The following is a 13,900-nucleotide window of genomic DNA, read 5'->3' as shown; positions in this document are numbered from 1 at the left end:
AATTCATTTTAAAGAATTATTATTGTGCTCACGCCATCCAACTATTGGCAAATCAAATTTTGTAACTAAACGCTTCGTAAAAGGAGCACCAGAAAGTCTAGCTAATAATAGGTCATCTTTTGATTGACGAACTTGAATCCTTGATCCTTGAGGAAGAGCGCGCTGTCTTCTACCGTCGCAACAAATCCAACCTCCAGAAGACGATTCATTAAGAATATCAATAGTAAAAGTAGAACCGGCACCAATAATTAGAGGACGCGCAAAAAGAGCATGAGCAGCTAATGGCACTAGTTGTAACGCTTCTACATTTGGCCACATGATTGATCCACCTGCTGAAAATGCGTAAGCTGTGGAACCAGTAGGAGTTGAAACTATTATACCATCGCAACCAAAAGATGACATTTCAACATCGTCTACTCGTATTGAAAGTTCTACCATTCGACCTCTGTCTTCGCGATCAAGAGTTATATCGTTCAACGCCCAATCACTTAAAGGCTTACTTTCGCCAGGAAGCCACACATCTACATGAGCTTCCATTCTCCTGTCAATAGTGTAATCCTTGTTTGCAATCCTACGAATTGCATCGTTAATTTGAAAACTTTCAAATTCTGCCAAAAAACCAACATGACCAAGATTTATGCCGATAATTGGAACAGTAGTACAATGCACTAACTCAGCAGCCTGAAGCATGGTGCCATCTCCCCCAAGCACCACAACTATTTCCGTATTTTCGTCAACTATACGAGTAGTTTTTTTAGCAAAATCAGACACAGACGCACTGTTGAATACATCAACAACGAATCCAGCTTTAATAAGTTGAGTCTTGACTTGATTTACCACATCACTGTGAACATCAATCCTAGCGTGAGTAACTACAAGAGCACGACGAGCCGCCGAAGCGGAATTAGTATCGAAATGTTCCTGCATATACAGCCCCTTCGTACTGTTTAAACACAACTACTACTATTGTAATTGTTAGGATACATATTGAAGAATGCTAAACATTCAATGATTAATTTATTTCTCGTAACGCGCATAAAGAAGATACTCCGTATTGCCATGCGTTCCTTCAATAGGAGATTCGCAAGAGGAGATAACCTTTAGACCGTTTTGGTTTGCACAACTTTTTATTGTTTCTAAAGCTTTAATTCTTAAAGTTTCGTCAGTTACTATTCCACCTTTTCCAAGGTTTCCTTTTCCTACTTCAAATTGCGGCTTAACTAAAAGCACAATATCTGCATGCAATTGAGCTATTCTAGAAATTACTGGAATAACAAGCGTTAGAGAAATAAAAGAAACATCCGAAACTATAAGATTTGGCTTATATGGCAAGTTCTCTTCGTACACATCTCGAATATTTACTCCACTCATTTCAATTACATGTGAATTGTTAGCTATTTTTGGATGCAATTGACCATGACCAACATCTAAAGCTATTACAGAATGAACACCTCTTTGCAAAAGAACGTCGCAAAAACCGCCCGTTGATGCACCTATATCTAGAGCTTTAGTTGATTTGGAAGTAGTTAAACCATTTTTAGAAAACGCTTCGAAAGCACCTTCTAACTTAAGTGCTCCACGAGAAACGTATCTAATACAAAATTGCGTAGTTTTTGATTCGTCGATTGTTATTGTATGTGAATTGTTTACTAAAAATGAGGATTTCGTAATATTTCGATTGTCAACACTCACTACGCCAGCATGAATTAAACGCTGAGCAGTTGTCCTACTTTCTGCTAAACCACGACTAACCAAAGCGCAATCTAAGCGTTGTGAAATATTGCTATTTGAAAGTTTACTTAAATCCTCATTCACAGTCATAAGGAAAACTCCGGAAGAGTATAATTTTCCATATTTTCACCGCAATCTTGCAAGCTCCATGCCAGCGCACAAGCAGCTCTTAAAGCATTGCAATCGTTAGTGTTGTTAACTTCAATAATATTATTATTCACAACTCTTGCTATAGCATCTTCACAAGTAAAAGTACTACCGTTAACTCGTTCAGGAGCGTTGTGAGATTCGTTTAATCCTCGCAAGTCTTTAGAAACAAAACTTGGACGCAAATGTTTTGGCGCAAGCATAAGCATGCGAGGATCTGTAACTCCAGTAAGAACAAGTAGAGAAGCATAGCCTCCTCTTGTTCCAGCCTCAATATCAGTATCTAAACGATCTCCAACTGCTAATGAATACTCAATACTAATTACAGGATTCCCATACTCGTCTTTTTCAGTGTATTCTTCACATTCAGAATCATCATGCTTAGCATTAGCAGCAACCAAAAACCTTGCTTCATCATACATTGCAGATTCTGGTTTTCCAGCAGACGAAATAGGCTCTACACCCGTAGCATTAATAACAGCTTGAATCATGGAACCGCATCCAGGAGCAATACCATGCTCTCTTGGAATAGTTAAGTCGCGGTTAGTAACGAAATATTTTGCACCATGCTCAACAGCGAAAGAAACTTCCGCCATTTCTTGCCAAGTCATTTGAGGATACCAGCCTTGAATAACAGCTTTAGGATTATCTTCGCACGAATCTACGAGTTGTAATCCTACGCGTTGCACTTCTTGACGCAAATGTTCAGTGCCGAGAACAAGAACTTTAGATCCTTTCTCAACATTGTGAGCTACCATCCTTGCTGCAACAACAGAAGACGTTATAATCTGCCATGGTTCTACTTTTAAGCCAAAACTTTCCAGTTGTTTTGCAACAACAGATTGGAAACGCGAAGAATTATTAGTTGTATATTCAATTGCCATTCCATTTTTTTGCGCAAACAAAATGGAATCAGACGCATATTCAACAGCATTTCCACCACGATATACAACACCATCTAAATCAAGCAGTGCTAAACGAAATGCATCGCTTAACGGACGATTACATGAAGAAAAATTCTTTTTCGTTTCAACTTGCATACTATACCTCATTTAAGTTTGCTAAACACTGCACTTAATTTAGATTCAAATTTTTCAAATATATTTTATAAATATCAACTCTCGAAGCAGCAAGTGCCCGGCTTACTTAAAAGCAGCCGGGCGCAAATATTCAAATGTTACGAACTACTCTTCGTCAGCGTGAACAGCACTCATCTCGATTGTATCCGTATTATCCGCATTCTCAGAGTTACTTGTCTCTTCTGAGTCTTCTGAGTCTTCTAAATCTTCAGAATCTTCAGTTGCTTCAGATTCTTCACCAGCATATTCATCAGATTCTTCATCAGGAGCAAATTGAGCATCATCTTCACTCATGCCAATTTCATCCATCATGTCATCATTCAAATGCTCTAAATCATAGTCGATAACAATATCATCAGGATTTATATCTTCGTCATCAACATCAGCATACTGTTGCTCAAGCTTATCAAGCAAAGACTCTAATTCAATTGCTTCGTCACTACGCCCGGCTTCTTCCAAGAAGTATTGTTCTGCTTGAACTGCACGCATACGATACTCCCCAGGAAGACCCTTTGAACGACCCATTGCATGAACCAATTCAATAGCCTTATCAGCATGACCAGTATCAGCCAAAACACCTGCATAAACGAGGAACATTTCGGCTTTTACTTCTCCCCTTAAGGTTTTTGCTTCATCTGACATGCAAATTTCTAAAGCCTTATCTAGATTTCCCATACCGCGCTCGCAATCGGCAATAAATGGCAAATAATCAAGGTAACCATTCATTCGCATTGCAGTGCGGAATTCCTTAGAAGCAAGCTTGTAATCGCCCTGACGATAGGCCACAAAAGCTAAAGTTTCGCGAGCAAAATCAATACGAGAAGCTTGCTTAGCAGCCCACTTTGCATGTTCTAATGCAAGTTCAGGATTTTCTTCTTGCAAAGTATAAGCTGCAAGAATATGAAGACCAATATTTTCAGCATGCTCCTTTGAAAGACCGCGCAAACGCTCGCGATCTTCTTTAGAAAGCATTGCCCATTCCAAACCTTTTGGCATCTTAGGCTCACCAGGGCGACGTGCTGTATAAGGATTTTGAGATGGATAAGAAACAGTTCCGTCAGAATTGCGGCGTGGACCATCTTCAAAGCGGAAGTTACTACGCGAATTTGCGCTACGATTATCTCTGCGATCGTCACGACGATCAAAACGACGCTCAGTATCTCTGCGCTCATCGCGACGATCGTCTCTGCGGTCATCACGGAAGCCACCCTTAGAGCCTTTATGGAAATCGCCATTGCGATGGTTCTCACGACGATTATCCCTGCGATCGTCACGATGGTTAAAACGATGTTCACCATCAAACTTCTTGTAGCGTGGGTTGCCACCTTCTTCACCAGAATGTTCAAAATCTCTAGAGCGACGATCATCGCGACGATCATCTATACGATCAAAATGACGGTTACGATCAAAGCGACGATCATTATCGCGATTCTCTGAGCGGAATCCGTCCTTCTTAAAACCATTCTTCTTAAAACCACCGCGACGGTCATCTTTACGATCGTCATGACGGTTAAAACGACGATCACCATCACGCTTTACGTCAGAGTGGAAGCTCTCTTCACGGTCATCATCATTACGGCGGAAACCACCCTTCTTAAAACCGCCTTTATGGAAACCATCCTTATGGAAACCACCGCGACGCTCGCTACTTTTACCACCATTGCGATGACCAAATCCACCACGTTCACCAAAAGATTTCTTACCACTCCGCGAGTGTTCGCGTTCTTCGCCCATTCTGGCATACCTCTCATCTATGTGCAATTTTATTACAAAATCACATTTTAATTATATTCATAAAACAACTAAACATCTGCTGAAGCAAGCTATAGCATACATCAAGCAGCAAGCTTACAACAGATGTATTTTTTAATACATCACAAACATTTATTAAGCGCGCTCTACGGCACCGATAGCTTTCTTGCCACGGCGAAGCAAAGCGAAACGACCGTGCAAGAAAGAGCCCTCACTTAACACATCGTCGACACCACTTACACGTTCATTATTCAGATACAAACCGCCTGCTTCAATAGCACGACGAGCTTCAGAAACAGTGCGGAACAAACCAGCGGCAACTGCAGCCTCAACAACACGATCTGCAACTTTAGCCTTAGCGAAATCTAAACTACCGTCTTCAGCCTTAACCTTAACACCATCTAAAGCAGCTTCAAGAGTCTGCTCATCAATATTGCAAAGATCACCACGTCCAAACAAAGCGGAAGAAGCTTCAATAGCCTGGTTTGTTAAATCTTCACCGTGAACGAAACTTGTAACTTCCCACGCAAGCACGCGCTGAGCTTCACGACTTCCAGGATCATCCTGAATTTGCTGAGCTAAACGCTCAATTTCATCTTTTGGCAAGAAAGTGAACACCTTAAGCAACTTAACAACTTCATCATCAGGCTGATTGAACCAGAACTGGTAGAAGCGATAAGGGCTAAGCATAGAAGGATCAAGCCACATGGCATTACCTTCTGACTTACCAAACTTACGACCTTGATTATCTGTAATAATTGGGCTAGTAAACACGTTTACGGATGCGCCACGAACCTTACGAATCAAATCCATGCCGGAAGTGAGATTACCCCACTGATCCGAACCGCCAAGTTGCAAAGTTACGTCGTAATTATCAAACAAGTACAAGAAGTCGTTGCCTTGCAAAACTTGATAGCTAAACTCAGCAAAAGAAATACCTTCATCGGAATTTAAGCGACGAGCCACAATATCCTTAGAAAGCATTGTTCCAACTCGGAAGTTCTTACCAACATCGCGCAAAAAGTCGATAGCAGACATCTTAGAAACCCAGTCGTAATTGCTGACAAAACGAACAGGATTTTCACCATCAAGAGGCAAAATTCGACCAATCTGCTTACGCAAGCGTTCAGCCCAGCCAGCCACAATATCCTTAGAATTAAGAGTGCGTTCTCCGCTTTGACGAGGGTCACCAATCAAACCAGTAGCACCACCAACTAAAGCAATAGGATGATGACCTGCAGCCTGCAAGTGACGCATATTAATAAGCTGCACAAGATTACCAATATGCAATGAAGCAGCAGTAGGATCGTAACCGCAATAATACGTTAATGGTTCTCCGTCAAGCGCTTGAGCAAGCTGCTGCTCATCAGTAGATTGTGAAATTAATCCACGCCACTTAAGCTCTTCAAACAAAGAAGCAAAACCTGCTTCCTTGTAGTTCCTGACCTGAGCCATTCGTATCTCCTTAATACAGAATACCGATAAATATCGGGCGCTTTGCGCGTCCACAAGCCTTTCAATTTTTGCAGCACATGGCGACACGCATAATAAAAAAGTGCCAAATATTGTAAAGTACAATATTTGGCACTATAACGTGACAGCTAATAATCTAATTTTAAAATTATTTTATAGGCGAGATATAAGCAGAACCATCGCTTTTTGAATTTGCAAATTTATAATAATTATCCATTGCATTTTCAGCCTCTACAATTTGCTCTTTAACTCGCGCGAAGGCTGTACCGCCACGACCGCATCTGGCAGACACAGATCCAGCACTAGTCAATATTGTTCTGATATTCGCAATTTCTGCGCTATCAACAAAACCGCTTAGAATATTTGAAAAATCATCATCGCTTAAATCAGCAAGATCTCCCCCAATTTCCTCAGCTCGCTTTACACACAAACCAGACAAAGTATGAGCATTACGGAATGGAACACCCTTTTTTACAAGCCATTCTGCAATATCTGTAGCAAGAGCGAAACCAGTAGAAGACTGTTCATAAAGTCTATTTAGATCAAATTTCATAGTTTCTACCATTCCAGCAAAGGCTGGAAGAAGCACTTCTAAAGTGTCAATTTGATCAAAAACAGCTTCTTTATCTTCTTGCAAATCGCGAGCATAAGCAGTAGGAAGACCTTTAAGAGTTGCCATTAAACCAGTTAAATCGCCTATTAATCTACCAGCTTTACCGCGAGCAAGTTCAGCAATATCTGGATTCTTTTTTTGAGGCATAATCGATGAGCCAGTTGAATAAGCATCATCTAAACGAACAAATGCAAATTCTTGAGTATTCCAAATAATAATTTCTTCACTTAATCGTGATATATCAACGCCAATCATTGCTGCGATGAATGAAAATTCTGCGACTAAGTCTCTACTTGCAGTTGCGTCTATAGAATTAGCGCAAACTTTAGAAAAACCAAGCTCTTTAGCTACTTCTTCTGAATTAAGACCAAGAGTATTGCCTGCCAAAGCTCCTGCTCCATAAGGGCTTTCATCTGCACGCAAATCCCAATCTATGAAGCGATTTACATCTCGTAAAAGCGGCCAAACATGTGCCATTAACTGATGCGCAAGCAAAATTGGTTGAGCATGTTGCATGTGAGTGCGACCAGGCATCACTGCGTCTTTTGCATTTTTTGATTGATTCAGCAACGCTTGGCAAACTGACAACAATAATGATGCAATAACGCGCGCATGCCTACGCAAAAACATACGTATTAAAGCTGCAATTTGATCATTCCTAGATCGACCTGCACGAAGCTTTCCACCAAGCTCATTTCCAGCAATTTCAAGTAAACCGCGCTCTAATGCTGTAGCTTCATCTTCATCTTCCTCAATGGGTGCAAAAGTTTCATCATCTACACGCTTTTGCAATTCATCTAATGCACAAGATAAATCAGCATACTCTTTTTCGTTAAGAAGACCTGCACGATGCAACGCATGCGCATGAGCTCTAGAACCAGCAATATCATCATCCGCTAATCGCCAATCAAATTGTGTGGACTTGCTTAGTTTCGCCAGCTCTGCTGAAGGACCTGAACTAAATCGTCCACCCCACAATGCAATAGGGTGATTAGTATTATTACTTTCATTATTTTCTAGTTCTGCGGCTGCTGCTTTTGTTGCATCGTGCATAGTTTATTACCTTTATATCTTTTTTATATATATCGTATTAGTTGTTGTTTGCAACGCGCATATCTCTTGCTGCTGCAACCTTGCTAGACAATCCGTAGATTTCAATGAATCCATTGGAAGCACGCTGATCAAATGTATCTGAAGAATCATACGTTGCTAAATTAAAGTCATACAATGATTCCTCAGAACGACGTCCAGTAACTACAGCTTTGCCAGCATACATAGTCATTCGAATCTCTCCAGAAACATGCTCTTGAGTTTCATTAATAAATGCGTTAAGAGAACACACAACTGGAGAGAACCACTGACCATCATAGACAAATTCAGCCCACTTTTTATCAAGAGCACGCTTTAACCTATGCTGCTCACGCTCCAGGCAGCAATTTTCAAGCTCTTGGTGTGCAACAATTAGAGATTGAGCACCTGGAACTTCGTACAATTCACGAGATTTAATTCCTACAAGACGATCTTCAATAATATCGATTCGTCCAATTCCTTGCGCTCCAGCTCTTGCATTCATTTCTTCAATTGCTTGCAAAGGCGTTACACTATGACCGTCAATTGCGACTGGAATACCTTTTTCAAAAGTAATTCTAACTTCATCCGGTTCTTGAGATTCAAGAGGATTTTGCGTATAAGAATAGCACTCTTCAGTCGGAGCATTCCATGGATCTTCTAGGAAACCGGTTTCAATTGCACGACCCCACACGTTTTGGTCAATCGAATATGGGCTTTTCTTGCTTTGTTCAATTGGAAGCTTGTGCTCATTAGCGAATTCTATTTCAACATCACGAGTAAGTGACAAGTCTCGAATTGGGCTAATAGCTTTTAATTCTGGATCCAAAGATTGGATTGCAACTTCAAAACGAACCTGATCGTTTCCTTTGCCGGTGCAACCATGCGCAATTGTGTCTGCATCAAATTGATGAGCTGCATTCACTAAGTGGCGAGTAATCAAAGGCCTAGAAAGAGCAGAAACCAATGGATACACGTCTTCATACATTGCGTTAGCTTTTAATGCAAGCATGCAATAATTATCTGCGAATTCTTCGCGAGCATCGACAACATATGCCTCAACTGCACCACAAGCCAAAGCACGATTCTTAATTACTTCAAGCGCTTCACCGCCTTGACCAACGTTTAGCGACACAGCTACAACGTCTTGACCTGTTTGCTCTTTAAGGTATGGAATTGCTACCGAAGTATCGAGGCCACCTGAATACGCCAAGACAATACGTTTTTTATTAGTCATTGTGACCTCCCAGGTCATGTATTGAATAAATAAACAATAAAGAGCATATTATACATCTAAAATAAAATCAACAGATGCGCCAAAAAATTATTATATTTTTATCATCTTCGAAGAGTTATTATAAAATATAAAAAAATATATCAATTATAGTTATACATATAAAAACGCGCGCAGCTCAACAATGCACTGCACGCGTATAAATCTTTTCGTTACTGCAAAATTATTTTTTTAATGCAATATTTAATTAAATAGCCACAATATTTTTTAATAAATTGTTTAACGAGAAGCTACTGAAAGCATCCAATTTGCTCGATTTTCAGCTTCTTCATTTGAAACGCAAACCATAATAACTGTATCATCTCCAGCAACTGATCCTAAAATACCTTTCAAAGGCTGACGATCTATAACACTTGCAACATATTGTGCAGCGCCTGATGGAGTGTGAATAACAACAATATTATTTGCATGTCCAACTTCAGTGACAAGACCTGCTAAAGTGCGAGCAACTTGCTGATCAATTCGCACAGTATCCATAGCATGACGATTGCCAGTACCATCGCCAAGCACATACGCAATCCTGCCATCCGTTAATCGAATTTTAACGGCATTTAACTCATCTAAATCTCGGCTCAAAGTAGCTTGAGTAACATTAAAACCATGACGCGCCAACACTTTAGCGAGTTGAGATTGAGAAGTAATCACTTCTGCCAGTAACGCTTGTTCAATAGCGTTTAAACGCGCTGCTTTTGTTGCAGGACGTTGCTGTTTTATTGACACTTCGTTATTTGATTCTGCATCCGTTTCTGGATTCATCATAATTTTATCAAAACCTTTCATAAACATATTTTCAATTAAATATATACGAATATGTGTATACATATCTACATGCATAAAAAATTATTTATGTGTTCTTCGTCACACATATCTATTATGCATGAAAATGCTATATTTTATTTAAAAAATAGATGTTACTTTACATAAAAAGAAAAAGAGCTAATAATACAATAAATGCGATTATGCATACTACTATTAGAACGTATGCACAATCGCATTAACTAAAATATATTATATTTTACACTCGCAAAGTTGCGTGCAAGACTTCAGCAGCATCCGTAATCTTCTTACGAACTTCTTCCATCTCTTCGCCAGAAAGTGTTCTATCATTTGCTCGGAACGTTACGGAATAAGCAAGAGAACGCAAACCTTCTCCAAGCTGCTCACCCTCATACACATCGAACAACTCAACAGATTCAAGCAAATCTCCAGCAGACTTTTCAATAGCAGACTGCAATTCATTCGCTTTCAACTCAATTGGTGCAGTGAAAGCGAAATCTTGCTTTACAGGAGGGAAAGTCGAAATTGGTTTAGCTTGAACAGGCTTCATAATCATATTCTTAAACAATTCAGTTAAATCAAGCTCGAATGCTGCAGAATGCTTAGGTAAATCTAGCGCTTCACAAACATGTGGATGCAATTCGCCAACAACACCGAGATTGACGCTTGAACCATCTTCAGCAAGAACACAAACTTGAGCACTACGACCAGGATGCCAAGAAGATGGAGCATCTTGAGCTTTAAACTGTTCGAGAATGAACTTAACACCAATTCTCTTACCAACTCGCTGGAGTGCTTCAACAGCATCGCTCCAATCAACATCTCTATGAGTACCAAGCCAACCAGTTTCTTCAGCATGACCAGTTAGCAAAGCAGCAACATGCAAAGGTTGTTCCGGTAATCCAGCATCCAACGCAGCAAGCTCAGCATTAGAAGGTCTAACAGAACCAGGTAATGCAGGAATTGCAGGAGCATTTGGATCGCTAAAGTACACATGACCAAGCTCATACATGGAAATATCTGTTAAACCACGATGAAGATTGCGTCGAACAGTACCAGCCAAAGTCATCAAAACAGAACGACGAAGCCAAGGCCTGTCTCCAGCTAAAGGATTAGCAATACGAACACTTACTTCAGCAACTTCATCCACATTTTGACGGAAAGCTTTAATATCTTCCTCACCAACAAATGGATAGCTTAAAGATTCAACAAAACCAGTTTCCGCTAACTCATAAGCAATAGCTCGTCTAGTTTGCTGTTGCGCAGTTAAGCCAGTTCGACCAGTAACAGGAACAGCAGGAACCTTAACAGGAATCTCATCATATCCAACAAGTCGAGCAATTTCCTCTACTAGATCGCAAGGCTCATTCAAATCAGGACGCCAAGTTGGAGGAAGAACGGAGAAGGATCCATTTCCACCACCAGCAACAGAGCAACCAATATCGGTAAGAATATCGCTAATGCGATTCAAATCAACATCCAAACCGGCAACTCGCTGCACTTCATTAGCTTTAAACACAATCACATTTCGCGACTGAGTATTATTGACATCACACGGCGATGTAGATGGCTTAGCTCCACCAAACTGTTCCAAAAGATTTGCAGCCATTTGTGCAGCTGCTGGCTGCAATTGGGTATCAACGCCACGCTCAAAACGACGAGAAGCCTCAGAAGGAATCTTATGTCGACGAGCAGTACGAGCAATTGAAACGGGATCAAAGTGCGCTGCCTCAATCAAAATATTTTTCGTTTCACTCGTAACTTCGCCATACATGCCGCCCATAACACCTGCTAAGCCAAGCACGCGTGAACCATGGTTTCCACGAGGAGAATCGCAAATAACTAAATCCTCAACATGCAATTCATGATCTTTGCCATCCAAAGTCGTAAGATGTTCGCCCTCATGTGCACGACGAACTACAATTGGACCTTCAATTTTGTCTAAATCATAAGCATGAAGAGGTTGACCCAAATCAAGCATGACATAATTAGTGATATCAACAGCAAGAGAGATACTGCGCATACCTGCACGCGTTAAACGACGCTGCATCCAACGTGGGCTTGCACAAGTGGAGTCAAAACCGTGTACAGCACGCGCATAATATCGATCACAACCAGGTACACCATGAATTGGATTAGTATCTTCAATACTCACGTCAATATCTGAAGTCTTGTGACCTTCATCATTAATTTGCGATACCTGCTCATTCAACTTTGAAACAGGATCCGTATAAACAGCACCAGTTGAATGATGATATTCGCGAGCAACACCACGATAAGAGAAAGCATATCCACGATCAGGCGTTATGTTAATCTCCAAAATCGGCTTATTAAGATGCAACAACTCCATTACGTCGTCGCCAGGCTTCAACTCATCGTATTCAGCCTTAGAGAAGCCATATTCACGCAACAAAATAATGCCATTGTGGCTATCTCCCAAACCAAGCTCACGCTCTGAAGCACACATACCGTCAGAAATATGACCGTAAGTCTTACGCGGCTCAATCTTAAAATCTCCAGGCAGAACAGCACCAGGAAGAGTTACAACAACCTTTTCACCGGCAGCCATATTAGGAGCACCGCAAACAATGCCACGAGGAACTTTCTTGCCGTTCTCGTCAACATCGTTGTATTTATCTCCAACATCAACATGGCACCAATTAATAGTTTTGCCATTTTTCTGCGGTTCAGGAGTAGCGTCAACTACGTAACCGACAACAATTGGACCGGTAACTTGAGAAGTATGAATTTCTTCTTCCTCTAGACCAACACGAACTAAATCTTTAGCAAGCTGTTCGTAAGTTAAACCTTCTGGCACTTCAACATGATCTTTGAGCCAGTCAATATCTACCATTGGCATGAGTTTTACTCCCCCATTACAAACTGTTCACTGAAGCGCTTATCGCCTTCAACCAAATCATGCATATCGTTAATATCGTGGCGAAGAAGCAGAGTCCTCTCCAAGCCGACACCAAAAGCAAAACCGGTATACACTTGTGGATCTAAACCTGCAGACTTCAACACATTAGGGTTAACCATTCCGCAACCGCCCCATTCAATCCAGCCTGGACCGCCCTTTTTATCTGGGAACCAAAGATCCAGCTCAGCACTAGGCTCAGTAAATGGGAAGTAGCTTGGTCGCAAGCGGCTCTTTGCATCTGGACCAAACATCGCAACAGCTAAACGATCGAGAACACCCTTTAAATCAGCCATTGTTAAATGCTTATCTACAGCCAAAGCTTCACATTGATGGAAAACTGGAGTATGCGTTGCATCCAGTTCATCAGTGCGGAACACTCTACCAGGAGAAGCAATATACAGAGGAACTCCACGCTCAATTAACGCACGTACTTGATCAGAAGAAGTTTGCGTGCGCAAAACCATATTTGAACCGACAAAGCCTGCAGCATCCTTAGCTTGATTACCCTGAACGTAGAAAGTATCTTGCATTTGACGCGCAGGATGATCCGGACCAAAGTTCAATGCATCGAAATCAAACCATTCAGTTTCAACTTCTGGACCCGCAGAAATCTGCCAACCCATAGACACAAAGAAGTCTTCAAAATCCTCAATAATACGAGCAATAGGATGACGAGCACCTAAAGGCTTACGATTAATTGGAAGAGTCATATCTACAGTTTCTGCAGAAAGCATGTTAGCCTCTTCAACAGCTTTAATTCGCTCTGTAGCTTCTGCAAAAGCTCGACCAAAATCAGCTCGCAAAGTTGACATCACCTTGCCAACTTCCTTCTTTTGATCCGCAGGCAAAGAACCAATTGCTTTACTTGCAACAGTCATCACTGACTGCGCGCCAGCATACTTAGTTTTAACAGCCTTCAGCTCTTCCATAGTTTGAGCAGCTGTAACGCTAGCAATACCTTCTTTTACTGCTTTAGTTACAGCTTTAATATCGAATGGCTTATTATCGGTCACAGCACCCTTCCTATCTGTGTTATACGTATATTC

The 13,900-nt window shown here is 41.0% G+C and carries 10 protein-coding genes; all 10 read right to left on the bottom strand.

Going from position 1 to position 13,900, the window contains the following annotated elements:
• Positions 1 to 3: 3 nt before the first annotated feature.
• Positions 4 to 927, bottom strand: coding sequence for an NAD kinase (locus D0T18_RS05235; RefSeq protein ID WP_116440610.1), 924 nt, complete (start codon positions 925 to 927; stop codon positions 4 to 6).
• Positions 928 to 1,017: 90 nt separating this feature from the next.
• On the bottom strand, positions 1,018 to 1,821 hold the full coding sequence (locus D0T18_RS05230) for a TlyA family RNA methyltransferase (protein WP_076002808.1): 804 nt from the start codon (positions 1,819 to 1,821) through the stop codon (positions 1,018 to 1,020).
• A complete protein-coding gene (locus tag D0T18_RS05225) occupies positions 1,818 to 2,918 on the bottom strand; it encodes an HAD-IIA family hydrolase (protein ID WP_076002807.1) in 1,101 nt (366 codons plus the stop codon). Before D0T18_RS05225 ends, D0T18_RS05230 begins: the two co-directional genes overlap by 4 nt.
• A gap of 144 nt (positions 2,919 to 3,062) precedes the next feature.
• Positions 3,063 to 4,691, bottom strand: a complete 1,629-nt coding sequence (locus D0T18_RS05220; RefSeq protein ID WP_116440609.1) for a tetratricopeptide repeat protein — start codon at positions 4,689 to 4,691, stop codon at positions 3,063 to 3,065.
• Positions 4,692 to 4,844: 153 nt separating this feature from the next.
• Positions 4,845 to 6,164: a tyrosine--tRNA ligase gene (tyrS, locus tag D0T18_RS05215; protein WP_116440608.1), complete on the bottom strand. Its 1,320-nt coding sequence runs from the start codon at positions 6,162 to 6,164 to the stop codon at positions 4,845 to 4,847.
• 166 nt (positions 6,165 to 6,330) lie between these two features.
• Entirely contained in the window at positions 6,331 to 7,848 is a 1,518-nt protein-coding gene (gene argH, locus D0T18_RS05210) for an argininosuccinate lyase (RefSeq protein WP_116440607.1), read from the bottom strand.
• Positions 7,849 to 7,885: 37 nt separating this feature from the next.
• Entirely contained in the window at positions 7,886 to 9,100 is a 1,215-nt protein-coding gene (locus D0T18_RS05205) for an argininosuccinate synthase (RefSeq protein ID WP_012914101.1), read from the bottom strand.
• Between the two features lie 276 nt (positions 9,101 to 9,376).
• Positions 9,377 to 9,916, bottom strand: coding sequence for an arginine repressor (locus tag D0T18_RS05200; protein WP_032842537.1), 540 nt, complete (start codon positions 9,914 to 9,916; stop codon positions 9,377 to 9,379).
• A 256-nt stretch (positions 9,917 to 10,172) separates the two neighbouring features.
• A complete protein-coding gene (gene pheT, locus D0T18_RS05195; protein WP_004111426.1) occupies positions 10,173 to 12,794 on the bottom strand; it encodes a phenylalanine--tRNA ligase subunit beta in 2,622 nt (873 codons plus the stop codon).
• 5 nt (positions 12,795 to 12,799) lie between these two features.
• Positions 12,800 to 13,867: a phenylalanine--tRNA ligase subunit alpha gene (gene pheS / locus D0T18_RS05190; protein WP_162861145.1), complete on the bottom strand. Its 1,068-nt coding sequence runs from the start codon at positions 13,865 to 13,867 to the stop codon at positions 12,800 to 12,802.
• Positions 13,868 to 13,900: the final 33 nt, after the last annotated feature.

Origin of the sequence: Gardnerella swidsinskii (assembly GCF_003397705.1) — a bacterium.
GTDB classification, from domain to species: Bacteria; Actinomycetota; Actinomycetes; order Actinomycetales; family Bifidobacteriaceae; genus Bifidobacterium; species Bifidobacterium swidsinskii.
Note: the sequence above shows the minus strand (reverse complement) of the source record. Positions and strands in the feature narration are given on the sequence as shown.

Coding starts and splice junctions, on each gene's coding strand:
- D0T18_RS05235 (WP_116440610.1), bottom strand. CDS start 927: ATGCAGGAACATTTCGATACTAATTCCGCTTCGGCGGCTCGTCGTGCT.
- D0T18_RS05230 (WP_076002808.1), bottom strand. CDS start 1,821: ATGACTGTGAATGAGGATTTAAGTAAACTTTCAAATAGCAATATTTCA.
- D0T18_RS05225 (WP_076002807.1), bottom strand. CDS start 2,918: ATGCAAGTTGAAACGAAAAAGAATTTTTCTTCATGTAATCGTCCGTTA.
- D0T18_RS05220 (WP_116440609.1), bottom strand. CDS start 4,691: ATGGGCGAAGAACGCGAACACTCGCGGAGTGGTAAGAAATCTTTTGGT.
- tyrS (WP_116440608.1), bottom strand. CDS start 6,164: ATGGCTCAGGTCAGGAACTACAAGGAAGCAGGTTTTGCTTCTTTGTTT.
- argH (WP_116440607.1), bottom strand. CDS start 7,848: ATGCACGATGCAACAAAAGCAGCAGCCGCAGAACTAGAAAATAATGAA.
- D0T18_RS05205 (WP_012914101.1), bottom strand. CDS start 9,100: ATGACTAATAAAAAACGTATTGTCTTGGCGTATTCAGGTGGCCTCGAT.
- D0T18_RS05200 (WP_032842537.1), bottom strand. CDS start 9,916: ATGATGAATCCAGAAACGGATGCAGAATCAAATAACGAAGTGTCAATA.
- pheT (WP_004111426.1), bottom strand. CDS start 12,794: ATGCCAATGGTAGATATTGACTGGCTCAAAGATCATGTTGAAGTGCCA.